Origin of the sequence: Pseudarthrobacter sulfonivorans, assembly GCF_014712225.1 — a bacterium.
Taxonomy (GTDB): Bacteria; Actinomycetota; Actinomycetes; order Actinomycetales; family Micrococcaceae; genus Arthrobacter; species Arthrobacter sulfonivorans.
The window spans coordinates 421472-445721 of sequence record NZ_JACXBW010000001.1 but is presented as its reverse complement, the minus strand read 5'-3'; the positions used below and the strand labels follow the sequence as shown (position 1 = coordinate 445721).

Here is a 24250-nt window from a genome sequence, read left to right as displayed (position 1 = left end):
GGATTCCCCTTTTTCTGATCACCGTAACAATGCTGCGCAGGCGCGTAGTGTCACCGTACGCCCCAAGCAGGCGCCCGTCACTGAGTTGGGGTACTCGATTTCCCCTTTCCGGTCACGCGTGAATACTGCCACCCGCGTGCAGCCGGGAGCGGCTTTGTGATTAGCTTTGCGCGTGGACAAACAAGGGTGTGCCGTCGGGTGGGACGGAGCCGTTAATGCCTGGCACGTCGCCGGCGGCGTCTACCGCATGGGGCGGCGCGAATGGCTCACCGAAACGGGGTGGCAGCAGGCGTACGACGACGGCATCCGCACCGTGGTGGATCTGCGTCACCCCCGCGAGGCGCTGCGCCGGGACACGGACCCTGTTGTGCCTGACCACGCATGGTCGGGCGTGAACATCGTCATAGCCCCCACCGAAGAGCCCGACGATCCGCGGTTCACTGCCGTGTGCGGTCCTTACCTCAACGATCCCGCCCATTATCTGCATAATGTCAGGCTGTATCCGAAGAAACTTGTTGCGGTTTTCCGCGCGGTGGCTGCCGCAACGGGCGCCGTCGTCATTCACTGCGCGGCAGGCCGGGACCGCAGCGGATTGGTGGCGGCCATGATCCAGGATCTCGCCGGCCACTCCGACCAGCTCATCGCTGACGGCTACTCAAAGGCCGCCCGCGGCATCAACGGGCGTTACCGGACGCACGGGCCTCCGCACGCACGGGAACGGTACCTCGCCGACGCCGAACTGGCGCCCCTGCTGGAAGTGCGCGGCCGGACGGTGGTGAAGTTCGTCAGGGAACTGGATACCCGGGCGTTCCTGCAGGAGAACGGACTGACTGCTGAAGAGATCGCCGACATTCAGCGTCTCGCTGCAGGCCGGGTACCCTTGTGACGTACGTGGCCAGTGTTGCACGTGGTGGCGATGCGCGTGGGGAGGGGTTACCACTCGCGGGCGGAATTTGGCGTACTTGAGCGGAACGGCTATCCGAATGAAACGAGTTTTTGCCGCAGGGACAGTAGCCGGCATGGCTTTGGCGCTGGGACTCGGTGTAGTCCCGGCCGTGGCCGGCCCGGGAGCTGTCCATACGGAAAGCGCAGCCTGGGGTCTCTCGGGGTCGAAGGAGCTTCCCGCGAGCGGTGTTGCCAGTCAGGCAGTCGACGTTCCTACAGCTGCGCGTCCTTCAACAGCTGCGCGTCCTTCAACCGGGCCATCCGAGGCAGGTCTTTCGGAGGCGGTGCTTCGTGATCTGGGCATGAGCGTTGCGGAATTCAACGCCGCCGGGGAGCTTGGCCGGCAGGCTGCCGGCGCCCTCGATACCCTGCAGGGGCTTCCTGGCTTTGTGGGCGTCAGCCTGAAGAACGGCAAAATCCTGGTTCAAGGTGCGGGCCCGGCCCTCCAGGCCAAAGTCGCTGAGCTGAACCAGCCCGGCCCTGCAAATTTTGTGCTGGTGGCGCCGTCAACGGTTGAACCGCCTGCGCAGTCCTCCCGGACGCCCGAACCCACGGCCGCCTCGCCCGCCGCCGAGCCAGGTGCCACCTCCGGCGCCGCCGAGGTCCAGCCCGCTGCCTCCGCACCGGAGTTGGTGGCGCACGATATTGATCAACTGTTCCAGGCCTACGTCAGTGACGTTGGGACCCGGGGCCTGCAGGCCGTTGCCTACACTGCCGGGCATTTTGTGATCCGCACCGGTTCCGTGAACACTGCGGAAGCCGACGTCCCCGTGACCGTGAGCGGACAGCTCACCGCGCAGGCGACCGCAAGCGAATCGGCCGCTGCCGGCAAGCTGACACCTGCACAGTTCGTGTCCCGCTACGCGAATGTCCAACTGGAGAAGGGCGCGGCCGTCAAAACCGAGGACGACATTTTCGGCGGCCAAGGATTCTTCGTGGACAACATGCTCCGGTGCTCCACAGGATTCAGCGCGTTTGACCCCACGGGACTTCCGCTGATCCTGACAGCCGGGCACTGCACTCAGGACGGTTCGGCGAAGGCCGCCGGCCTTGAGCCGCTCGGCTGGGCTCCGGCCAGTGGGAGCGCTACTCCCACCCCGTGGCCGTTGCCTCCGCTGGCCCCGCTCGGCAATTTTGGGTTCAGCCAGTTCGGCGGCCTGAACAACGCGGCGGCAACAGCGGACGGATCTCCAGTCGGCACCGACATTGCGGTCATCACGGACATTAGCCCGGGCCTCAATCTTCAGCCGGCCGCCACAACCTGGGACGATGCAGAGACTCCGGAACCCGTCAAGATTGTGGGGGCCGCCGCGCCCGTGCTGGGCGGACCCGTGTGCCGGTCGGGACGGACCACAGGGTGGAAGTGTGGCTTCATCGATTCCATTGCGATCCTGATGATGCCCGGGTCAAAGAGCGCGCCGCCGGACTATGACAACGACCTGCGTCCAGTCCGGGCCTTCGACTCAACGTCCGTAACGTCGGCGGGCGGTGATTCAGGCGGCCCCTGGATCAGCGGCAACTATGCGGTGGGGACGCACACCGGAGCGGAAATTCTCAACGGCGTGCAGACGCGGGCCATTGCAGCCACCCTCGAGGACTCCCTCGCCAGCATCCCCGGCGGAGTCCAGCTGGATCTCTTCCTCAACAAGCCGTCCGTCACCGCGCCCGCCACGGGTGCAACGTTCGACGCCGGCCAGACCATCACAGGTACGGTTGCCGCGGCGCCGGCCTCGGCAGTCGCGGCCGGCTCCACAGTCAAGGTCACGTTGGCAGGGGAAGCGCCCTTTGAAGTGCCCGTGGACGGCGACGGGGCGTGGTCGTTTACGGCCCCCGCCGGATCCGGGCGCCTGAACTTCACGGCCGAAACGGTGAACGGTTTCAGCGCCTCGGGACCTGTCGCGTTCGAGTTCGCCGCAGTACCGCCGGTGGCGGCTCCGGCTCCGGTCACCCCGCCCGCCGTACAGCCCGCCGCCCCGCCCGCAGCCTCACCGCCCGCCGAAACTCCGGCTCAGGTGACCGCCGCGAACGGTGCGCCGGCCCCCGCGACTGGCGCCGCCGTCGTCGTACGTCCGCTCGCAGACGAGCCCCCCACAGCTCTGGCCAAAACCGGCGCGTCCGGGCTCTTCCTGGCGGCAGGCCTTGCGGCAGCGGCGCTCGCGGTCGGCGGTGTGTTGCTCGCGGTGCTCCGGCGGCGGAAGCGGCAGCCCCCCGCCCCAACCCCGGGACGCTCTCTCACTTAATGCGGGTTTTTTCGGAACCCTCTACCACTCCGGCCTCTGCTCGCCGGGGGATGTGAGAGAGGGATGGCCAGAAACCTACATCAAGTGAGAGAGCGTCTGATATGGGGAGGGGTACAGGGGGTCGGGGCGGGTCTTTCCGGGGCGGCCAGGCGTAAGATTTTCCCCGTAGGAGGTGGCGAAATGAACCTAGCCCTGAACACAGCCACAACCATCCTGCCCGTTGATGACGTAGCGCGCGCCCACAGTTTTTACACAGAAAAACTGGGCCTGCCGCGCCGCGGAATGACAGAGGATGGAAGCGAGTTGCTCGGTGCCGACGGCGGCCCGATGCTGCAGCTGAAGCCAGTCTCGGATGGAAAACACTCCGAGCACACCGCCCTCAGTTTCGAGGTGCGCGATATTGAGCGCGTTGTGCAGGACATGGAGGCCCGGGGCGTCCGGTTCCAAGATTACGACCTGCCCAACCTGAGGACCGAAAACCATATCTGCACCACGGACTCCGAGAAGTGCGCCTGGTTCATGGACACGGAGCACAACATCCTCTGCGTCCACGAAACCTTGGGAGCCCAGGCCGACTACCAGCTCTGAGGCGGTCAATTAAGCCAGCCCGCTAAAACTAAGCCAGCCCCGAAAACAGCCTGCGGGGGCAGGCGTCCTCAGGCTTCCGCGCCGCCGTGGAGGCCGTCGTCGCTGCTGTCATCCGACCGGCCGGTGCCGGTGTCGGTCAAGTCCATGTTTCCGCGCGCTTCCTCCATGGTGGGTCCGCCGCGCGGGACGCTGTAGGTGTCCGGGCGGATGCCGTGCAGCTGTTCCTCGATGAGCGCCTGCTCTTCGCTGAAGCGGATGACGTTTGCCTCGTCACCGACGTCGCCGGGGCTGTCCTCCCGGAGGGTGGAGGGGTCGGGAATGATGAATCCGGGATCCGGCTCTTTCTGGTCGCTCATAACTGGCCTTCCTTCGGTTGTGGCTGGCTCTGTCCTTCCACCGTAGTCCCATGTGGTCGGAGACAAAACAAAAGCGGCGGACCACCCCCGGGGTGGTCCGCCGCTTCGTGACGGAGCGCGGTTAGCTGGCGTTTTCCTCCAGCGTGAGGTCGCGGTCCCTGGTCTCGGGTGCCTTGATCGCCTGGAACAGCGAGATGCCGACGATGATCATCATGTAGACGGCGATGGGCCAGTAGGAATTAGTGGCCCATGCCAGCAGGGCGGAGCAGATGATGGGTGCGATGCCGCCGCCGAAGATGGCGGAGAACTCGCGGGCGATCGCCACGCCGGCGTAGCGGTACTTGGAGCCGAACAGTTCGGCATACATGGCCGACTGGGCCGCGATGCCGCCCTCGACGGCGAAGGTGAAGCCCACGGCATATACGAGTGCGATCAGCCAGACGTTGCCCGTGCTGCTGAGCCAGAACGCGGGGAAGGAGAACAGGAAGAGGAACGCGAGGATAAAGACGTTCACCGGCTTCCGGCCCCAGCGGTCCGTGGCGCGTCCGGCGATCAGTGCTGCCGGAATGGCGAACAGGCCGCCCATGGCCAGCATCTGGGGGATGAGGGCTTTATCGATGTTGACCACGGAGATCAGGAAGGTGCCCAGGAACGCCTGGTAGATGTAGGAGTGGGCGTGCGTGCCCATGTTGATGAGGAAGACCTGGCGCAGCGGACGGCGGCCCTTCTTGAGCACTTCCGAAACCGGGGAAGCGGCCTCCACGTGCTCCTTCTTCAGTTCGGAGAAGACCGGGGATTCCTTCATGTTGCGGCGGATCAGGTAGGCCGCCACCGTCACCAGGGCGCTGGACAGGAACACCAGGCGCCAGCCCCAGGACTCGAGGTCTTCACGCGGCAACATCTGGACCAGGATCCAGGCGCCGGAACCCAAGACGGAGCCGACGGCGGCACCCGCCCAGACGAGGGACGTCATGGCTCCGCGTTTGCCCTTGGGAGCAAACTCGGCGAGCAGCACCACGGCGCTGGCCATTTCGGCGCCGGCGCCGAAGCCCTGGATGAAGCGCAGCACGGTCAGCAGGATCGGGGCGAGGATGCCCACGGATTCGTAGGTGGGCAGCAGGCCCATGGCGAAGGTGGCGGTTCCCATCAGGGCCAGCGTGGCCACGAGGACAAACTTGCGGCCGATCTTGTCGCCGTAGCGGGAGAAGAACAGGCCGCCCATGGGCCGCGCGATGAAGCCGACGGCGTAAGCTCCGAAGCTTGCGATGAAGCCGATTGCGGGGGAGACATTGGGGAAGAACAGGGTGTTGAAGATGATGGCAGTGCCAACACCGTAAACAACCATGTCGTAGTTTTCCAGGACGGTGCCGATGAAGCCCGCCCAGCCTGCGCGGCGCAGTTCGGTCTTATTGGCGGCGGCCGGGTAAACGGCACCGTGTGTCTTTGCGCCCGTAGGCAAGGGGCTTTGCGTCATTGCTTTTCCTGTTCTGAGACGGCGCCCACAGCTCCGTCGACGCGGTACCACCGTATAGGAGGAAACAAGCTTTTGGCAATCGGTTGCGACAAAGTTGCAACTTGTTGCCAAGGGCTTCCACAGGGAGTTTCGGCACCCCCCCGTTGCGACGCTCTCTCACTTAATGCGGGTTTTTCCCGGACGCTCTCTCACTTTCCTAAAGAGAGTGAGAGAGCGCTTGCAGCTTTCCTGCGTTGAGTGAGAGAGCGTCAACGAAAAACCGACGTTAAGTGAGAGAGCGTTTGTCCTGGATGGGTTGACCTGTGCCGCCCTCTCAAGTGCAAGGATGGTTGGTACCTGCACCAGCACAGCAAAGGGCGGACCATGGCCAAAGGCATTTACGTCAGCGCAACCACTCCGGGCTCGGGCAAATCGCTTGTCGCCCTGGGCCTCGCGGACACACTTCACCGGCACGCGGACCGGATCGGTTTCTTCAAGCCGGTGGTCCACGGCCCGGACGCGGCGGACGACCCGATGGTGGCCCTGATGAAAGCGCGTTTCGGGCTCGACGACGACCGGTGCCGCGGCGGCCTGACGTCCGGCGAGGTGCGCGCCCTCCTCGCAGACGGAAAACGGGCCGAGATCGACGCCCGCTGCGTGGAGATCTTCGCCGAGATCGCCAAGTACTGCGACGTGGTGATCGTGGAGGGAACGGACCTGACCGGCCAGGACGCCGCCGTCGAGTTTGACCTCAACGCCCGGCTGGCAAACAACCTCGCCGCCCCGGTGGTCGCCGTGGTCGGCGCAAAGGGGCTCAGCGTGGCGGAGGCGGCCGCCGCCGTCGAGGTTGCCCGCAAGGAGCTGATCGCGGAGAAGTGCGCGCTGCTGGCCATCATGGTGAACCGCGCCGATCCGGAACTCGTGGACAGGATCGCCGCCGAGGTGACGGTGGGCGCCTCCGGCCGGCCGGTCTACGTCCTGCCCGAGCTGGAGGAGATCGCCCGGCCCACCACCGGCGAGGTGGCCGCGGCCCTGGGCGTGCGGCAGATCGCCGGCCGTGCGGACATGGAACGCGACGTGAAGGACATCAAGGTCGCGGCCATGAACGTGGGCAACTTCCTGAACGTCCTGGACGAGGGTGCCCTGGTGATCGTCCCCGGCGACAGGGCGGACGTGATGGTGGCCTGCCTGGCGTCGTCGTTCTCACCGGAATTTCCGGTGCCGTCCGCGCTGATCCTCACCGGCGGCCTCGCCCCGGACGCCAACATCCTCCCCCTCCTGGCCCAGTCTCCCTTCCCCGTCTTTGCCTCCCGGGAGGACACATACATGACGGCCAAGCGCGTCTCCGAGGTCCGCAGCGAAATCTGGTCCGGGCACCGCCGCAAGGTGGCCTCGGCCCTGGGCCTCTGGTCCAAGCGCGTGGATGAGGCCGAACTGGTGGAACGTCTCCACCTGCCCCGCCTGGAACGGATGACCCCCCTGCGTTTCCTGCACGAGCTCATCGAACGGGCCCGCGGGCAGCGCCGGCACGTGGTGCTGCCGGAGGGAACTGACGTGCGGATCCTGCGCGCCGCCGAAATCCTCCACCGCCGCGACGTCTGCGACCTCACCCTGCTGGGGCCCGAATCGGACGTCCGCGAGCTGGCCGCGGCCAACGGCATCGACCTGTCCGGAATCAATATCGTGGATCCGGCCACGTCAGAGCTGCGCCAGAAGTTTGCCGAGAAGTACGCCGGGCTGCGGGCGCACAAGGGCGTGGATCTGCCCAAGGCGCTGGAGACCATGCAGGACGGCAGCTACTTCGGCACCATGATGGTCCAGCTGGGCGTGGTGGACGGCATGGTCTCCGGCGCCGCGCACACCACCGCGCACACCATCCGGCCCGCGCTGGAGTTCGTGAAGACCCGCGACGGCGTCAAGATCGTCTCCTCGGTGTTCCTGATGCTGATGCCGGACCGCGTGCTGGTCTATGGTGACTGCGCCGTGAACCCGGACCCCAACGTTGAGCAGCTGGCGGACATCGCCCTGGCTTCGGCAGAGACGGCCGCGCAGTTCGGCGTGGAGCCCCGGGTGGCCATGCTGTCCTACTCCACCGGCGGCTCGGGCTCCGGCGAGGCCGTGGACGAAGTCCGGCAGGCCACCGAACTGGTCCGCGCGCGCCGCCCGGATCTCGCCGTCGAAGGTCCCATCCAGTACGACGCCGCCGTGGACGCGTCCATCGCGGAGTCCAAAATGCCGGGTTCGTCCGTGGCGGGGCAGGCCACCGTGTTCATCTTCCCGGACCTGAACACCGGCAACAACACGTACAAGGCGGTGCAGCAGAGCTCGGGGGCGGTCGCTGTCGGGCCTGTCCTGCAGGGGCTCCGCAAGCCGGTCAACGACCTGTCCCGCGGCTGCACCGTGGAGGACATCGTGAACACCGTGGCCATCACGGCCATCCAGGCGCAGGTGCCGGTTCCGTAAGCAACGCGGGGTCACGTAATGCCCCTTCCGGAGGGATTTTTGGGCATTGAGTGACCCCGCGTTGGGGTTAGGGGTTTTACAGGCCCAAACGTCCGACGGCGGCACCTGGCTGGGTGCCGCCGTCGCCGAGGCTGGAACGGGAGAACGTGAAACGTTCGATGATTGCCACCAAGCTGTATGTCCCCGCGCCGCGCCGGGGGTTTGTGCCACGCCCCCGGCTGCGGGAGAAGCTGCGCCTCGGCGCGGAGTCCGGACTGACGCTTGTGTCCGCCCCGGCGGGGTTCGGAAAGACGGCCCTGCTCGCTGACTGGGTAAGCGACTCCGCTGCCCAGGACCGGCGCGTGGCGTGGCTGTCGCTGGATCCGGCGGACAGCGAGCCGGTCACGTTCTGGAGCTACGTGGTTGCCGCGCTCCGAACCGCGGTGCCGGGAGTTGGTGCCGGGGCGCTGGAACTCCTCGGGTCAGCGCCGCCGGCACACGAGCTTGTCCTCACCGCCCTCGTGAACGACCTCGCGGCGGTGTCCGAAGACGCGGTGCCCCAGGATGTGTGGCTGGTCCTGGACGATTACCACACGGTGGACAGCCAGGCGATCGGCGCCGGCATGGCCTACTTCCTGGAGCACCTTCCACCGCAGGTCCATGTTGTGGTGAGCACGAGATCGGACCCTGACCTGCCGCTGTCCCGGTGGCGGGTCAGGGGAGAGCTGGTGGAAATCCGTGCCGCCGACCTCCGGTTTACCCCCGACGAGACCGCGGCCTACCTCAATGACGTGGCGGGACTGGACCTGGCGGCAGAGCAGGTCGCCACGCTGGACCAAAGGACCGAGGGATGGGTTGCCGCGCTCCAGCTCGCCGCGCTTTCGCTCGAGGGGCGCGGCGACACCGCCGGATTCATCGAACGCTTTGCCGGGAACGACCGCTACATCGTGGACTACCTCGTGGAGGAAGTGCTTGAGCACCAGCCGGACGCAGTAAGGAGCTTCCTGCTCCACACAGCCGTCCTCGACCGGCTCACCGGCCCGCTCTGCGATGCCGTCACTGGCCGTAACGACGGCAGCACCATGCTCCTGACCCTGGAACACGCCAATCTTTTTGTCGTCCCGCTGGACAACCAGCGCGAGTGGTACCGCTACCACCACCTCTTTGCCGACGTCCTGCGCGGCCGCCTCCTCGGCGAGGAACCCGGCCGGATTCCGCTGCTGCATCAGCGTGCCAGTCGCTGGTATGAGTCCCATGGACATGTTGAGGACGCTGTCCGGCACGCCCTGGGGGGCCGTGACTTTGACCGCGCAGCCCACCTGGCGGAACTGGCCGTGCCGGTGCTCCGGCGCAACCGCCAGGACGCCGTGCTGTTCGGCTGGCTGAAGGCACTGCCGGACGCCGCCATCCGGCGCAGTCCGTTGCTGAGTGTCTTCTACGGCGGGATGCTGATGGCGGCTGGTGACCTCGCCGGCGTGGAGCAGCGGTTCGACGACGCGGAGCGCGCGGCGGCGTCTGCCGGACCTGAGGGGCCTGCCGTCGAGGAACTCCGGATGCTGCCGGCCACCATCGCGATGTACCGTGCCTCGCTGGCGCAGGCAATGGGCGATGTGGCCGGCACGTCGGCCCACGCACGGAGGGCCCTCGAGCTGGCGGCGCCGGACCACCACTTTGCGCGCGGCGCAGCGGGCGCCTTCCTGGGGCTGGCAGCCTGGGCGGAGGGCGATGTGACGGAAGCGCTGCAGACCTTCACGGAGGCCGTTGCCAGCCTGCACGCAGCCGGAAACTTGCTGGACGAGCTCAGCAGCACCGTCATCCTCGCGGACATGTGGCTGGCTGCCGGCCGGCCCGGCGAGGCGCGCCGAATCAGTGAGCGTGCCCTGCAGCAAGCTGACGCCGGAGGAGCCTCGATGCTGCGGGCAAGCGCCGAGCTGCACGTGGCACTCAGCGAGATCTGCCGGCAGGGCGGGGACCTCGGCGGCGCCAGGAACCACCTCGAGGCCGCCGCGGAATTCGTCCACAAAGGGCCCATGACCGAGAGCCGCTACCGGTGGTTCGTTGCGAGCGCGCTCGTGGCCGAGGACGAGGGCGACCCGGACACCGCCGTCAACTTCCTGGATCAGGCGGAGCAGCTTTTCCGTCCCGGGTTTTTCCCCGAGGTACGCCCCGTTCCGGCCATCAAAGCGCGGGCGTGGGTGCGCCGGGGCAACTTGTCCGGCGGCGCCGGCTGGGCACATGCTGCGGGTGCATCCGTCTCAGACGAGGCCAGCTATATGCAGGAGTACAACCACCTCACCCTGGTCCGGCTGCTGATTGCCCAACAGCGGGCCCGGCCGGACGGGGACGCCGCCCACGGCGTGATGGGCCTGCTGGACCGCTTGCTCGCCAGCGCCACCGCGTCCGGACGGGAGGGCAGTGTGGCGGAAATCCGCATGCTCCAGGCTCTCGCCTACGAGGCGTTGGGCCGGCACCGCCAAGCACATGTGGAGCTCTGTGCTGCGCTTGCCGGACCGCCCGAACCGGAAGAACATGTGCGGCTGTTCCTGGACGAAGGGCAGCCCATGATCGAGTTGCTTCGAGCAGTCACGCGCGACCCTGCGCATGACGCAACGCACGACGGCGGCGCTGCCGCCCACGCACAACGTCTCCTCACCTTGGGCGCGCCCCCGCACCCAGCACCTGCGCTCACGACACCCGCGCACCGGGCACCGGGGCACCAGGGTGAGCATCCGGCGTCGGACGTTGACCCCCTGAGCGAGCGGGAACTCCAGGTCCTGCGGCTCCTCGACGGTGAACTGAGCGGTCCGGAGATCGCCCGCGCGCTGTTCATTTCGCACAACACGCTGCGCACACACACCAAACACATCTTCACCAAGCTCGGCGTCTCCAGCCGCCGGGCTGCGGTCAGCCGCGCGCGCGACCGCGGCCTGCTGTAACCGGCCCGCCCGTTCACGCCCCGGCCGCGGCCTGAGGAGATTCACCCTCCCGGTCACATCATGGTGTGACGCCCGCTCACCCCGCCTGTCCCTACCTTGGAGTTATCCGGCAGCGCCACGCTGCTGCAACCAACAAGTCAGGGAGCCGGAGATGTCCATCACCACCACCAAACTCACCCGCTGGGCAGGGCTGTCCGCAGCCGCCGCGGGCCTGCTGTTCATCGGCGTCCAGATCAACCACCCCCACCTGGATGCAGAGTTCGCCACCACCACGGAGTACACGCTCCGCCAATCCCTGAAGGTGCTGATGTCCGGCCTGGCGCTCGTCGGCGTCACCGGCATGTACCTCCGCCAGGTGACCCAGGCCGGGGTGCTCGGGCTGATCGGCTACCTCATCTTTGGCGCCGGCTACCTCATCATGTTCAGCGTCGAAGTCATCGGGGCGGTTGTCCTGCCGACCATTGCCCGCACCACGCCCAGGTACGTCAACGACGTCTTCGCCACGGTCATGGGGGATCCCGTCAGCGGCGACATCGGCCTGATGTTCGTCCTCAACCTCGCGTCGGCGGTCACGTTCCTTGGTGGCGGGCTGGTCTTCGGGATCGCACTGTTCCGCGCCAAGGTGCTTGCCCGGTGGGCCGCGGCGCTGCTCGCCGCCGGGTCCGTGGCAACCCTCTTCCTCCCGCTGCTGCCGCAAATAAACGACAGGCTGTTCGCCGTGCCCATCGGCGTGGCACTGATCGGCCTCGGGTATTCCCTGTGGAGCGGCCTCCGCCCGGCGGCTTCCCTGCCGGTATCCGGCAGGGAAGGTTCCCCGGTCCAGCCGGAACGAGCCAAGTGAGCATCCGGACGGCCGAGCGAGCCGGTGCATCATGACAGCGTCCCCAAAGCATGAGGTGCCCACCCGATACGAAATCCGTATCGGCGGGCACTTGGACCAGCGCTGGTCGGCCTGGTTCGATGACCTCGCGCTGAGCCAGGAAGGCGACGGCACCACCAAACTCTGCGGTGTCGTCCCGGATCAGGCAGCGCTGTTTGGCGTGCTCACAAAGGTCCGGGACCTCGGGATTGTGCTGATCTCGGTGGAGGCGGTGGAGCCCCTGGAAGCCGTGGACTGAGCGGATGCGAAGGCCAAAGTCCGGGACGGTGAGCAACGAGATGGTACTTCGCGGCAACGTTCGGCGAAGACAATGCCGCGAAATGCCATCTCGGGGAAGATCAGTGGAGGTTAGAGGCCCTAGCTGTTCTCTGGCTTGGCCAGGCTGTCCGGGTCCTCCTGCTTGGCCGGCTCATCGGACAGGCCTTCGGGCGTGAGGTCCAGGTTCTGCGGATCTTCTGGCTGTTCCGCGGCATCGCCCACTTCCGCGGCTTTGGGCTTTCCGGTGTCGTCCAGGGCCGGGTTGGCGCCTTCAACGCCGGTGGGGTCCTGCGTTCCGCCGGTGTTGGCGGAATCCGCGGTCTCGGCGTCCGGGTTGGAGTTGTCGGGCTGAGTGGTGTCGTTCGGCATGGAAGTCCCTCTCTGCGTAGTGCAACGTGTCCGCCGACTCTATGCAGGCTCGGGCCGCTGACGCAACGGGCCGCTGACGTAACGCGGTGTGGAAAGTACTTGACGCAATGGAAAGTACTTTCCTAGACTGGACGCAGCAACCGCCACCGCCACCGAAAGGCAACACCATGGACGAGGCAACCCGCAGCCCCACCCCTGCCGAGGCGCAGGAGCTCCTGGCGAAGGCGCAGTCAATCGGTGCCACCTCCATCAACGCTGCCGCGTGGCCCGTTGCCATGGTGTTCACCAGCCTCGCCATCCTGGGCTCCATGCTGATGGTCGGCATGCACATCGTGTCCCACACCGGGTACGGTGCGCCCATGCTCGCCGCCGCCGTAGGAATCTGGGCCGCGGCCACGGCCTGCATCTGGCCCATGTTCCAGCGGTCCACCAAGGCCGGATTCACCAAGCGGTTCCTGACGTCTTTGGGTGCCTACATGGTTCTCTACGGCATCGCACTGGGGGCGGGAGTCAGCCTCTTCCGCGACGGAAACCTCTGGTATTACGCAAGCGCCGCCGTCGTACTCGCAGGAGTGGGCCTGGCAGGGGCCTTCCGCGAGCTGCGGGCATGAGCACGGCCGCGGACCATCCCCGCCACCGGCTCAACGACCTCATCCACGCGCCGGTCCGGTTCTCCATCATGGCCGCCCTGGCCGGCGCGGAATCGATGGATTTCAAGGACCTGCGGGACGCCATCCAGGTCAGCGACTCCGTCCTCAGCAAGCAGTTGGCCGTCCTGGAAAAGGCCGGCTATGTGAGGATCAGGAAGAGCTTTGCAGGCAAGATGCCGCGGACCGCGGCGAGTGTGACTCCGGCCGGGCGGACAGCATGGGAAGAGCATCTGCAGACCCTGCGGGACATCGCGGGGGGCTGACATCACCACTGGTGGTCCCGCCCAACACGGGCTGGCAGTACATATAGTGGCAGTAACCACGCCAGCAAGGCTCAGGAGGCCCCCATGCTTGTGCTCGTCATCAATTCCGGCTCGTCCTCGCTCAAGTACCAGGTGCGCGATGTCGCCGCCGGCAGTGTGCTGACCGAAGGGCTGATCGAGAAGATCGGCATGGGCAACGGCGGCGATGGCGACGGCGAAATCGAGGGTCCCCGGGACCACGCGGAGGCGCTGGAGCAGGTGGGCGCGGCCATCCACGCCGAACTCGGCGACCTTGAGCTGGGCGCTGTTGGCCACCGCGTGGTGCACGGCGGGGAGCGGTTCGCCGAGCCCGTCCTGATCGACAACGAGATCACCCGCGCCATCGAGCGGCTCAACCCGCTGGCCCCGCTGCACAACCCCGCCAACGTGCTGGGCATCCGCGCCATCACCAGGAAATGGCCGGACCTGCCGCAGGTTGCCGTGTTCGACACCGCTTTCCACCGCAGCCTCCCCGAGCACGCCTGGCGGTACGCCGTCCCCGACGAGCTGTACACCAACCACGGCATCCGCCGCTACGGCTTCCACGGCACCTCGCACGAGTACGTCACGCACCGGGCCGCCGGGCTGCTGGGCGTTCCGGTGGACGAGTTCGACGGCGTCATCGCCCACCTCGGGAACGGCGCCTCCGTCACGGCCATCCGGGGCGGCAAATCCGTGGATACGTCCATGGGCTTCACGCCGCTTGAAGGCCTGGTGATGGGCACCCGCTCGGGCGACCTGGATCCCTCCATCCTGGTGTTCCTCGGGCGGGCCGGCTGGACGCCGGAGGACATCGACACCATGCTCAACCGTGAATCCGGGCTGAAGGGCCTGGCCGGCAACAACGACATGCGCTCCGTTGTGGAGGCCTCCGAGGCGGGCGATGCCAAAGCGTCCATGGCGCTCGCGGTCACGTCCTACCGGCTGGCCAAGTACATCGGCGGCTATCACGTGGCGGTCGGCGGCGCGAAGGCGCTCGTATTTACCGCGGGCATCGGCGAAAATTCGTACCAGTTCCGCGCCCTGGTGGCGGACAAGCTGGGCGCGCTGGGCATAGAGCTCGACGCCGGCCTGAACAGTCAGCGGTCCAAGGAACCGCGCGTGATTTCCACACCTGAGTCGGCAATTCCTGTTCTGGTGGTGCCCACCGACGAGGAACAGGCCATCGCGGAGGCGACCGCCGCCGTCGTCCACCCATCCACTGCTCCGTAACGGCCCTTTTGGGCGCTCAAAACGGCGCTTACGGAGCAACGGATGGGGGTGCGGGTAGCGTTCAGTCCATGCCTGAGATCACTTTGCCGATCCGCACTGACCGCTTGGTCCTGCGGCGTTTCGAAGGCGCGGATTTGGACGCCTTCCACGCGTACCACTCGCTGCCCGAGACGGCCCGGTTCCTGCCACGGGAAGCCAAGACCTATACCCAGTCCATGGAGTACGTCGGGAAATACGCCAACTTTGTCTTCGAGAAGGAGGGTGACTGGCTGGCCTTGGCTGTCGAGGCCCAGGACTCGCCCGGACTGCTGGGCGAGGTGGTGCTCAAGTGGCTGGAGGGGACCGGGCAGGCCGAAATCGGCTGGAGCCTGGCACCGGCGGCGAGGGGCAAAGGGTATGCGGCAGAGGCCGCGGATGCGGTGCTGAGGGTTGGGTTCGAGGACCTGGGCTTCCATCGGATTGAGGCGCGGCTCGACGCACTGAACACGGCTTCCGCCGCCCTCTGCGAACGGCTGGGCATGCGGTTGGAGGCCCGGCTGGTGGACAAATGGCGGTACAAGGGCCAGTGGGCCACGGAGCTGGTCTATGCGATCCTCGAAGATGAATGGCGCGCCCGGCAGCACTAACCCCATCCATTGATCCCCACCGGCACCCTCACCTCGCAAGCTCGGCCAGGGAACCCTGCCGGCGTGGGCCCTAGGGCCGAATGGGCGCCCAAAACGGCGGTTACGGAGCAGTGGATGAGGTTTAGCCAACGGGGCCGGGGATGCGGGCGGCGACTTCGGCGGCTTCCTCAAAGCTGACTGGTGCGTTCTGCCGGAAGGCGGCATCGGCGTCGACACGGAGCACATCTGCGGCAAGGATCCGCACGTGGACGAGTTCATCGTGGTGCTCGCTGCAGGCCAGGACGTCACCGCGAACCTGGGCCCGGCGGGAATCTACGCCGGGGGATTCCTGGAAGATGATCCACCACGGGTCCCCGGCGGCGTCCAGGAACACGATGCCGGCGCTCGGCAAATACGCGGCGCCGTCCACGCCGCGGCCCTGGTAACCCACCACCTCGTAAGCCGGAGCATCGAACCTGACCCCGCCTTCTCCGCCCACATCACGCCAACTCATGGTGCAGTTCCGGTCAGCCGACGTGGACCCAGGGGCGGTTGGTGACCTCCGGCACGGCCTCCCGCAGGACTTCGCGGGTGACGGGAGCGATCTCACCCTCGCCCAGGAACAGGAACCGCAAGAGATTCGTCACCGGATTCCCTTCGGTCCAGCGGAAGTAGATGTGCGGCATCAGCCCGGTCACGTCCCTGATGTGGAGCAGCACCGAGGCGATGGTGTTCGGGACCACGGGGCCGTGGACTTCCAAAATCCGGTAGCCGTGCCGCTCCACGCCGCGGACGTGCAGTTCGGTCTCGAAGTCCGAAGAGTCGTCCACGATAACTTCCAGGAACAGCGCCTGGTGGTTCAACGGAAGATGGCTGACTTCGATCGCCGAGGTGAGCTTGTCCTCGTACGCGGCAGCGCTGGTCCTGAGCGGTTCGTGGGAAATGATGGCCAGCGGCCCGTCCACCACCTCTGACATGAACTCCAGTGCCTGCCGGTCCATGTGCACATGGGTGGCGTGCAGTTCAAAGGAGCGGCGGATCCGGGACAGCAGGGAGATGATGATGATCCCGGCGATGAAGACGGCGGCGATCCGAATGCCTTCGGGGCGTTCGAAGATGTTCGCGATGGTGGTGTAAATGAACACCACAGCGATGATCCCGAAGCCGACTGTGCGCTTGCGCTGCCGGCTGCGCCGGGCCGAGAGGGTGACCGCCACGGCGGCGGAGGTCATCAGCACCAGCACCCCGGTGGCGTACGCGCCGCCCTGGGCATCGACGTCGGCCTTGAACAGGAAGGTGATGAGGAACCCGATCAGGGTGAACACCAGGACCAGGGGGCGGACGGCTTTGGCCCATCCCGGCGCCATGCCGTAGCGCGGCAGGTACCGCGGGACCAGGTTCAGCAGCCCGGCCATGGCGGAAGCGCCTGCGAACCAGAGGATGGCGATGGTGCTGATGTCGTAGACGGTGCCGAAGCCGACGCCGAGGTATTCGTGCGCCAGGAAGGCCAGGGCCCGGCCGTTGGCCTGGCCGCCGGGTTCAAATTCCTGCTGCGGGATCAGCACCACGGTGATGAAGGAAGTGGTGACCAGGAACGCGCTCATGATTACCGCAGCCGTGGTCAGCAGCCGCCGGGCGCCCTTGATCCGGCCCGCGGGGTTCGCCTCGGTGTCGGTTTCCGCTCCCCGGATCTGCGGCATGACCGCCACCCCGGTTTCAAAACCCGATAGGCCGAGCGCCAGCTTCGGGAAGACGAGCACGGCGATGCCGATCACCATGAACGGGTTGCCGTGCGAGGTGGTCAGTGCCTGCCACCAGTCACCGACGGCAGCGGTGTGGGTGAACACCTCGAACAGCGTCAGGACGACGACGACGGCGTTGAGGCCCAGATAGAGGACCACCAGGACAACGGCGACGCCGATGGCTTCCTTGAAACCGCGCAGGAACACCGCAGCGAGCAGCGCCAGCAGGAAGAGGGTGACGGTGATGTTCTGTCCCGCCAGCCAACCGGGGGCTAGGGGGTTCTGGATCAGGTGGGCCGTGGCGTCGGCGGCGGACAGGGTCATGGTGATCATGAAGTCCGTGGCCGCGAAGCCCAGGAGGACCAGGACGAAGAGCTTGCCGCTCCAGCGGGGCAGAAGCCGCTCCAGCATGGCGATGGAGCCCTCGCCGCGGTGGCTTTCCCCGGCCACGCGCCGGTAGACGGGCAACGCTCCGAGCAGCGTCACAAGGACCAGCACGATGGTGGCCAGCGGGGAGATGACGCCCGCGGCCAGGGCCGCGATGGCGGGCTGGTAGCCCAGGGTGGAGAAGTAGTCCACACCGGTCAGGCACATGACCTGCCACCATGTGTGCTTCTTCTCGTGGGCGGTGGTCACCCCGCCCGGGCCCTGATGCGTGCCCTTGCTGTCCTGCAGCCCGAAGAGGAGCCAGTTTCGCAGGGCAGTTTTGCCGTGCGGACGCGGGGCCGACGGGTCTGTCGGGGTCCTGCTCAACGTGGTCATGGAGTCCTTTCCGGGTGCATACACACGCACCCGCGATCACACTCCGAAGCTAACACCGGCGGAAAATGCCGACCCGGGAAAGACGAAATTATTGACGAATCATTTACGGTTCGAAGCGGTACCCCATGCCGGCCTCGGTGAGCAGGTGCCTGGGCCGGGCCGGGTCGGCTTCAAGTTTGCGGCGCAGCTGCCCCATGTACACCCGCAGGTAGTGGGTTTCGTTGCCATAGCCCGGGCCCCAGATCTTCGTCAGCATCTGCTGCTGCGTTATGAGCCGTCCCGGGTTGCGGACCAGCAGCTGCAGGATGGCCCATTCCCGCGGGGTAAGCCGTACCGGTGCCCCGTCGCGGGTCACCTTTTGGCTGGCCAGGTTCACCTGGAAGTCCCCGACGTCGACCGTCCTCACCTGCGCGCCTCCGTCGGAGGAACTGAGCCGGCGTTCGGCCACCCGCAACCGCGCAAGGAGTTCGTCCAGCCCGAACGGCTTGGTCACGTAGTCATCGGCTCCCGCGTCGAGGGCCCGGACTTTGTCCACGGATCCGTGCCGGGCAGACAGCACAATAATTGGTGTGTTGCTGGACCGGCGGATTCTGGTAATGACGTCCACCCCGTTGATGTCAGGCAGGCCAAGGTCCAGCACGATGATGTCCGGCCGGCTGTTTTCGGCGTGCTGGAGGGCAGTGGCTCCGTCCAGGGCGGTAAGCACCGCATACCCCTCCGCGTGCAGATTGACCTGCAGCGCCCGCAGGAGCTGGGCTTCATCGTCGACGACGAGGACTGTTCTCATCGCCCGCCGTCTTCTGTGGAGTGTCCGTCATCCGCGGAGATGAGGTGTGCGTTTTCGGGTCCTGGGGAGAGCGGGAGCCGGATGACCATCGTCAGGCCCCCTCCGGGGGTCGGTTCGGCGGACAGTTCGCCGCCCATTGCCTCGGTGAAACCCTTTGCGACCGCCAGTCCCAGGCCTATTCCGAGGCCGTCCGGGGCGTCGTCGAGGCGTTGGAAGGGTTCGAACATGGTGATGACATTCGCGGCGGGAACTCCCTGGCCATGATCGACGATCCTCAGTTCGCCGCAGGGACGTCCGTTGAGGGTGGCCATGGCAGAGCCGCTGGAGGGGCCCACGATGACGACGTCGGCGCCCGGCGCGTATTTCAAAGCGTTCTCCGCGATGTTGGCGATGACCCGCTCCAGCATGCCCAGGTCGGCGTCGATGACGGGCATGTTCGGGGCGAGATCGACCCTGATGGCACCGGCGGGGATTCCCCGCAGCGCTTCTTCGATGGCATCCCTCCAGGTCACCGGCGCTGTGAGCGGTGCCGCGGAACCGCTCGAAATCCGGGACATGTCCAGAAGATTGCCCACCAGGGACTCAAGGCGGTCTGAATACGACTCGATGGTTTCGAGCATTTCGGCCCTGACCTCCTCCGGGAGCCGCACGTTCTGGCGCCGCAGGGCTGTGACGGCAAGCTTTATTCCTGCCAGGGGTGTCCGCAGGTCGTGGCTGACGGCGCGCAGAATGGACGTCCGAATGCTGTTGCCCTCCGCCAGCTTTGCCGTCTCGCGCAGCTTGAGCTGGAGTGACTGACGCTGCCGCAGCAGGAGGAGGTGGGACCCGTAGGCCGTCAGCAGCCGCCGGTCTCCCGCGGTCAGGTCCCTCCCGGCGACCACCAGTGCAGTCGCCGGGTCCGCCAGTTCAACGGCGCCGGCGGCGGGGGCACCGGCGGCGGGATCGCCGGTGCCGGGGGACGCGGGCGGCGCCTGGCCGGAGTAGGCCTGAAGCACCCAGTCCCCGCGGGTAGCCGCTGGCAGGGTATCCGCGGGCAGGGTATCCGCGGGCAGGGTATACAGCCCTGCGGACTGGACCTGGAAGGTCTTCCGGACCTTATTAAGAAAAGCGGGAACCGTATCATCCTCGATCAGCGCTTCCCGGGCCAGATCCGCCAGGGTTGCAGCCTCGGACCGTGCGCGGGCGGCCTCGCGGGCGCGCCTGGCCGAGAGTCCGACCAGCAGGGACACCGCAATCGCTGAGCCAAGGAATACCAGCAGCGCGAAAATGTTCTGCGGATCTTTGACGCTGAACGTCCCCACCGGGTCCGTCTCGAAGTAGTTGAGCAGCAGGGAGTCCAGCAGCGCAGCCACCACCGCCGGCCACAGCCCTCCGACGAAGGCCACTGCCATCACCCCGGTCAGATGGACCAGCACATGCGTGGCAAGGTTCAGATCCGGGGCCAGGGAAAGGACAAACGTGGCGAGTGCCGGCAGGAGCACGGCGAGAATGAAGCCGGCCGTTGTCCGGGCGCGGCCGAGCGTCAGCGGGGCGGCGGCCTTGGGCAGCACGGTGAAAGTCTTGCCCACGCCGGGAGCCGCGCCCGGAAATATGCGATGAGTTCCCTTTGCCACACAGACAGTCTGACAGTTTCGGTCGAGCCTGACGGGCATGGCGCAGCCTTCACTCCATGCCGGAAATCACGCTGCCATCCGAACAGGGCCGCCGTCCGCCCTACGCCCGGCCCTTGAGGATCAGGTTCCAGTAGACCTGCGGGAAAACGTCGCGGTCCACCACCCATGACGCCCGGCTTTCCTTCCACGTGGGTACCTTGGGGATGGTGGGCTTAGGCCGGTAGTCGGCGTCGAACTCGGCGAACACCACGGTTGAGCGGGAGACCGTGAACGGGCACACCGCGTAGCCGTCGTACTTCTGGGTCAGGGGCGCTCCCTTCCGGGCAGCCATGAGGTTCTTGGCCAGGACTTTGGTCTGTTTGCGCAGCGCGCCGCCGCACTTGGAATTGGCGGTTGCGGCGGCGTCCCCCAGGGACCAGACATTGGGGTAGCGGACGTGCCGGAGGGTTTCCGGGTCAACCTGCACGAACCCGCCGCCATTGCCCGGTGCCGGCAGGTCCGTGGCCTTGAGCCAGTCCGGTGCCGACTGCGGCGGGACGGCGTTGAGGACGTCGTAGCGGATCTCCTCGGTGGTACCCGCCGCGTTATCGCGGATCAGCACGGTCCGCCCGAGGGGATCAGCGGCTGTCAGCTCGCTGTTCAGGCGCAGTTCGATGCCGTATTCGGCGATCTTCCGGTTGAGCTCGTCATCAACGCCGGGGACGCCGTAAACGGTGGGATAGGGCTGGACCATGACCACCCGGATGTCATCGAGGACTCCATGTTCCTTCCAGTAGTCGCAGGCCAGGTACATGGGCTTTTGGGCCGCGCCGGCGCACTTGGCCGGTCCGGCAGGCATGGTGAACACGGCGGTGCCGGACGTGAGGCTGCTGAGCAGGGTCCAGGCTTTGGGGGCGAGAGCGAACTCGTAATGTGAGGCGCCGAAGGGCGAATGGACCGCGGCTTCGAGGCCCGGGATCTTGTCCCAGTCCAGCTGCAGGCCCGGGCAGACCACCAGCTGGTCGTAGGTGATCTGATCGCCGGAGTTCAGCGTGACCGTGTTGGCTACGGCATTGATCACCAGGGCTCCGTCCCGGATCCACTCCACTCCCGGGGGAGTGACGGAAGCCTGCGAACGGATGGCCTCCGCGGCCTTGGCCCTGCCGCCGGCAATGTGGGAGAAAAGCGGCTGGTACAGGTGGTGGTCTTTGGGTTCGACGACGGCGATATCAGCAACGCCGTAACGGTGCAGCCGTGCCGCCAGCGAAATACCTGCGTTGCCGCCGCCAATGATGAGGACCTCGTGATGCGCGGCGTCAGACATGGCCTCAGTCCTTCTCGGTCAGGGCCGACGCTTTATGGGCCGCCCGCGCCCCGGTCTTGGCGGACTCCACCACGTACTGGGGTTCGTCAGCCGTTGCCCGGTGGGTGTTCCCGTCCAGTTCAAAGTCGCTCGTCTTTTTCTCCACGATTTTGCCGTGCGTGGGCCCCTGGGGCGTGTTCCATTCCACGGAGGTTCCCTTGCGTAGCGACATGTCTGCTCCTTTGGCCCGGCGTGAGAAACCGGCTGCACACAATGGTAAGCATGGTTAGTATCGCGGGTCACGGGTTCGAGCCCCCCTGATCGCTCCAGGACCCCCATCCATTGCTCCGTAACCGCCGTTCTCGGCGCCCAAAAGGGCCGTTACGGAGCAATCGATGGGGTTGGCTGCCCGGCCGCGGGTGCCGTTCCGCCGGCACCCGTTGTTGGCGGTGCGGGCGCCGGCGGTGGTGCGGGCGCCTCAGCGGTGGGAGCGGACGACGGCGGCGGGTCGCCTGGAGCCGATTGCGTCGGTTGCGTCGTGGGCGGCACAGCCGGCGGCGCAGAGGCCGCGCCGTTGCCGGTGGGGGCCGGCGCTGGTGCCGTGGAACCGGGGGAGGGCGGCGCTGTCCGGCCCGGCGTGGGGCCCGGGCTGGCAGTTTCAGCGGACGTTGCGGTGCCGGCCTTCGTGGCGCTGGGGTCGGCCTTGATGATCGCGGTGATTTGTTCCTTGTACGCCTCAAGCCGGGACTGGATTTCGGACAGCGGCACGTTCTGGATGTTCCTGCCGTAAGCGGCGATCTGGGCCCAGAGTTCATTCAGCCGTGCCATGCTGTCCTCGCCCAGCGGGCCGTCCAGGGTGAGGACCAGTTGGCTCGCCAGGGCGTACGTGAGGCACTCCAGGCAGTTGTAGTTGGCGGCAGCAGACAGGTTTTCCGGGACGATGACATCCGCCTGGCCCACAATAAGCACCACCTGGAAGCCGACCGCCACTGCCGCGCATCCCGAGCAGCTGGCGAACGCGTAGGCCTCATTGGTGGCGTCCACCGGTTCGCCGTCCTCGGCCCAGACCAGGGCGAAGGCCACGCTGTACGTCACCGATCCGTCGGTGGTGTTCACTGCCAGCGCCTGGTTGCCGCCGGCCTCGGGAGCGGCGGGCCGGTCGAAGGGGAATACCCAGGACGGGGCCGAAGGCACGCCCGGGCGGGCGCCCGCGGAACTGGTGGCCGCAGCGGAACCGGCGGGCACCAGGACCATGCTCAGCTGCGGGTTCTCCCGAGTGGGCAGGGCCGCTCCCGCAGGCCACAGGGCCACGGTGCTGCCCGGCTGCCCCTCGCGGAGCACGGTGCGGGACTGCGGAAATACGGAAGCGGTGGCGTCTGCCAGGGTCCCGCGTTCGTACGGCTGCACCGGACGGTACGTCCCGCCGTCGGGCCACCACGCCCACGCGAGTCCGGCCAGAACGGCCGCAACGGCCGCCATGGCGGCGCCGCGCCGCAGCGCCTTGCCGCGGGTTTTTCGCCAGAGGCCGGTCACCACCTGCCGCAGCAGCCGCAACAGGATGTAGATCATGCCCAGCACCGGAAGGGCCACGGCCGCGATGGCCAGGACACGAACGGCGGCCCCGGCCAGGTCCCCGGCGGCGGCGCTTTCAGCGAGTAACGATTGCTGCCTGAGTACGCCGTCCCACGCGGTGGCCAGCAGCCGCGGCAGGGCGAGCACCATCATGACCAGGCTGAACAGCAGCATTGGCACGGTAACCAGGACCCAAAGCGTCACCACGGCGCGCGCCCACGGCTTCAGGACCCGGCTTTCCGGCTTTCCCCAACGCCAGGGGAGCAGGCCGAGGAGGGTCGGCTTGATGCGCTGGAACAGGTCCGGAACGCCTACGGTGTCGGCGAGGATGTGGTACCCGTCGTACCGCACGAGGGGAAGCAGTTGACGGACCATCTGCAGGATCTGGGTGACCACCACCAGCAGCAACGCGTCAAAGCCCGTGGCCCACCAGATGCCCATGATGGCCACCGCCACGATGGCGTTGAAGTACAGGCCGCCGAGGTCCGTGCGCAGGCGTCCGCCACGGCCCAGCCGGTAGGAATCGGTGACGTCGGTGAAGAACGCCGGCCAGATCAGGTACAGGCCTGCGCCCATGGTTCCGGGCGTGGCGCCGCCCTTGCGCGCGCCGGCCGCGTGGCCGAACTCGTGGAAGCCGGAGGACAGGATGGTGATGGCGAAAATCAGCAGGAGCAGGGCGGGGTTGGCGAACGCCTCGTGGGTGGCGGAGCCGAGGCCCTTCACCATCAGCACCCACCAGCAGGCCGCCAGGAACGCCGCCGTCACCGCCACCACAATCAGCGGATTGAACAGGGCGGCAAAGGGGGCCGTCAGCCTGCGGGTGCGTTCCGGATTGGTCACCGTGTAGCGGAACCGCATGCCCAGCAGCGGGTCGGCCTTGCGCACCTCCGGCTGTGATCCGTCCGCCAGTTGAAGCAGGCCCATGGGCAGCAGCTGAGAATCCATCAGCGTGCGGACGTTCTCCGCGCTGACCAGCCGCCCCGAACCCATGCTCGCGTGCTGCGCGATCTCGGCCAGGCTCCGGGTCCCGTCGGTGGCCTCCAGCACCAGATACAGCAGCGGCGTCAACTGCAGGGTCTGGCCATCCGCCCGGCGGACCAGGGAAGGCGGCTCGCGGTAGCCCGACCCCTCCGACTGGCCGAGGAGCTGCACTCCTTCGGCCCGAGAGGGAACGTGCGGCCGGTGCCCGGCCGCGGTGGCAGGGGACGACGGCGGGCCCGCCTGTCCGGGCGGGCCGCCGTACGTTGTGGTCATCT

At 67.0% G+C, this 24250-nt stretch carries 21 protein-coding genes; 11 read left to right on the top strand and 10 right to left on the bottom strand.

The features are described 5' to 3' along the window. The first annotated feature begins 172 nt into the window (after positions 1-172). The 3 genes from IAQ70_RS02070 to IAQ70_RS02060 all read left to right on the top strand — a co-directional run bounded on the left by IAQ70_RS02070 (position 173) and on the right by IAQ70_RS02060 (position 3773). Complete coding sequence (locus IAQ70_RS02070; RefSeq protein WP_317983553.1) at positions 173-886, top strand: tyrosine-protein phosphatase; 714 nt, start codon at positions 173-175, stop codon at positions 884-886. A 361-nt stretch (positions 887-1247) separates the two neighbouring features. Further along, positions 1248-3185, top strand: a complete 1938-nt coding sequence (locus IAQ70_RS02065; protein WP_190987624.1) for a S1 family peptidase — start codon at positions 1248-1250, stop codon at positions 3183-3185. A gap of 180 nt (positions 3186-3365) precedes the next feature. Next, on the top strand, positions 3366-3773 hold the full coding sequence (locus IAQ70_RS02060; RefSeq protein ID WP_190987623.1) for a VOC family protein: 408 nt from the start codon (positions 3366-3368) through the stop codon (positions 3771-3773). Between the two features lie 68 nt (positions 3774-3841). Here IAQ70_RS02060 and IAQ70_RS02055 read toward each other — a convergent pair whose 3' ends face one another. Beyond that, positions 3842-4129: a hypothetical protein gene (locus IAQ70_RS02055; RefSeq protein WP_190987622.1), complete on the bottom strand. Its 288-nt coding sequence runs from the start codon at positions 4127-4129 to the stop codon at positions 3842-3844. A 121-nt stretch (positions 4130-4250) separates the two neighbouring features. Then, complete coding sequence (locus IAQ70_RS02050; protein ID WP_190987621.1) at positions 4251-5603, bottom strand: MFS transporter; 1353 nt, start codon at positions 5601-5603, stop codon at positions 4251-4253. Between the two features lie 363 nt (positions 5604-5966). Between IAQ70_RS02050 and pta the strand changes: the two genes are divergently transcribed. The 4 genes from pta (at position 5967) to IAQ70_RS02030 (ending at position 12078) form a co-directional block, all read left to right on the top strand. Continuing rightward, positions 5967-8045, top strand: coding sequence for a phosphate acetyltransferase (gene pta / locus IAQ70_RS02045; protein WP_190987620.1), 2079 nt, complete (start codon positions 5967-5969; stop codon positions 8043-8045). A 158-nt stretch (positions 8046-8203) separates the two neighbouring features. Further along, entirely contained in the window at positions 8204-10960 is a 2757-nt protein-coding gene (locus IAQ70_RS02040; protein WP_223858605.1) for a LuxR C-terminal-related transcriptional regulator, read from the top strand. A 151-nt stretch (positions 10961-11111) separates the two neighbouring features. After that, entirely contained in the window at positions 11112-11801 is a 690-nt protein-coding gene (locus tag IAQ70_RS02035) for a hypothetical protein (RefSeq protein ID WP_190987618.1), read from the top strand. A gap of 31 nt (positions 11802-11832) precedes the next feature. Further along, positions 11833-12078, top strand: a complete 246-nt coding sequence (locus tag IAQ70_RS02030) for a hypothetical protein (RefSeq protein ID WP_190987617.1) — start codon at positions 11833-11835, stop codon at positions 12076-12078. Positions 12079-12197: 119 nt separating this feature from the next. Here IAQ70_RS02030 and IAQ70_RS02025 read toward each other — a convergent pair whose 3' ends face one another. Beyond that, the gene (locus IAQ70_RS02025) at positions 12198-12467 is read right to left on the bottom strand and encodes a hypothetical protein (protein ID WP_190987616.1); all 270 of its coding nucleotides are present in this window, start codon (positions 12465-12467) and stop codon (positions 12198-12200) included. A 167-nt stretch (positions 12468-12634) separates the two neighbouring features. On the opposite strand from IAQ70_RS02025, the gene IAQ70_RS02020 reads away from it, so the two are divergent. The 4 genes from IAQ70_RS02020 (at position 12635) to IAQ70_RS02005 (ending at position 15257) form a co-directional block, all read left to right on the top strand. Then, a complete protein-coding gene (locus IAQ70_RS02020; protein WP_190987615.1) occupies positions 12635-13078 on the top strand; it encodes a hypothetical protein in 444 nt (147 codons plus the stop codon). Then, complete coding sequence (locus IAQ70_RS02015; RefSeq protein WP_190987614.1) at positions 13075-13380, top strand: winged helix-turn-helix domain-containing protein; 306 nt, start codon at positions 13075-13077, stop codon at positions 13378-13380. The genes IAQ70_RS02020 and IAQ70_RS02015 overlap by 4 nt, the downstream gene beginning before the upstream one ends. Positions 13381-13464: 84 nt before the next feature. Beyond that, entirely contained in the window at positions 13465-14631 is a 1167-nt protein-coding gene (locus IAQ70_RS02010) for an acetate kinase (protein ID WP_190987613.1), read from the top strand. 68 nt (positions 14632-14699) lie between these two features. After that, entirely contained in the window at positions 14700-15257 is a 558-nt protein-coding gene (locus tag IAQ70_RS02005; protein WP_190987612.1) for a GNAT family N-acetyltransferase, read from the top strand. 121 nt (positions 15258-15378) lie between these two features. Here the strand turns inward: IAQ70_RS02005 and IAQ70_RS02000 are convergent, their stop codons facing one another. From IAQ70_RS02000 to IAQ70_RS01970, 7 genes are all read right to left on the bottom strand, one after another. Then, positions 15379-15750 (bottom strand): hypothetical protein, encoded by a 372-nt coding sequence (locus tag IAQ70_RS02000; protein ID WP_190987611.1) that lies wholly within the window; start codon positions 15748-15750, stop codon positions 15379-15381. Positions 15751-15763: 13 nt separating this feature from the next. Further along, the gene (locus tag IAQ70_RS01995) at positions 15764-17740 is read right to left on the bottom strand and encodes an APC family permease (RefSeq protein WP_190987610.1); all 1977 of its coding nucleotides are present in this window, start codon (positions 17738-17740) and stop codon (positions 15764-15766) included. 103 nt (positions 17741-17843) lie between these two features. Next, positions 17844-18527, bottom strand: a complete 684-nt coding sequence (locus tag IAQ70_RS01990; RefSeq protein ID WP_190987609.1) for a response regulator — start codon at positions 18525-18527, stop codon at positions 17844-17846. Then, complete coding sequence (locus IAQ70_RS01985; RefSeq protein ID WP_317983552.1) at positions 18524-20095, bottom strand: DUF4118 domain-containing protein; 1572 nt, start codon at positions 20093-20095, stop codon at positions 18524-18526. The genes IAQ70_RS01990 and IAQ70_RS01985 overlap by 4 nt, the downstream gene beginning before the upstream one ends. A gap of 145 nt (positions 20096-20240) precedes the next feature. Next, positions 20241-21443 (bottom strand): NAD(P)/FAD-dependent oxidoreductase, encoded by a 1203-nt coding sequence (locus IAQ70_RS01980; RefSeq protein ID WP_190987607.1) that lies wholly within the window; start codon positions 21441-21443, stop codon positions 20241-20243. 4 nt (positions 21444-21447) lie between these two features. Then, positions 21448-21654, bottom strand: a complete 207-nt coding sequence (locus tag IAQ70_RS01975; RefSeq protein ID WP_190987606.1) for a hypervirulence associated TUDOR domain-containing protein — start codon at positions 21652-21654, stop codon at positions 21448-21450. A 149-nt stretch (positions 21655-21803) separates the two neighbouring features. Beyond that, the gene (locus IAQ70_RS01970) at positions 21804-24248 is read right to left on the bottom strand and encodes a zinc metalloprotease (RefSeq protein ID WP_223858604.1); all 2445 of its coding nucleotides are present in this window, start codon (positions 24246-24248) and stop codon (positions 21804-21806) included. Positions 24249-24250: the final 2 nt, after the last annotated feature.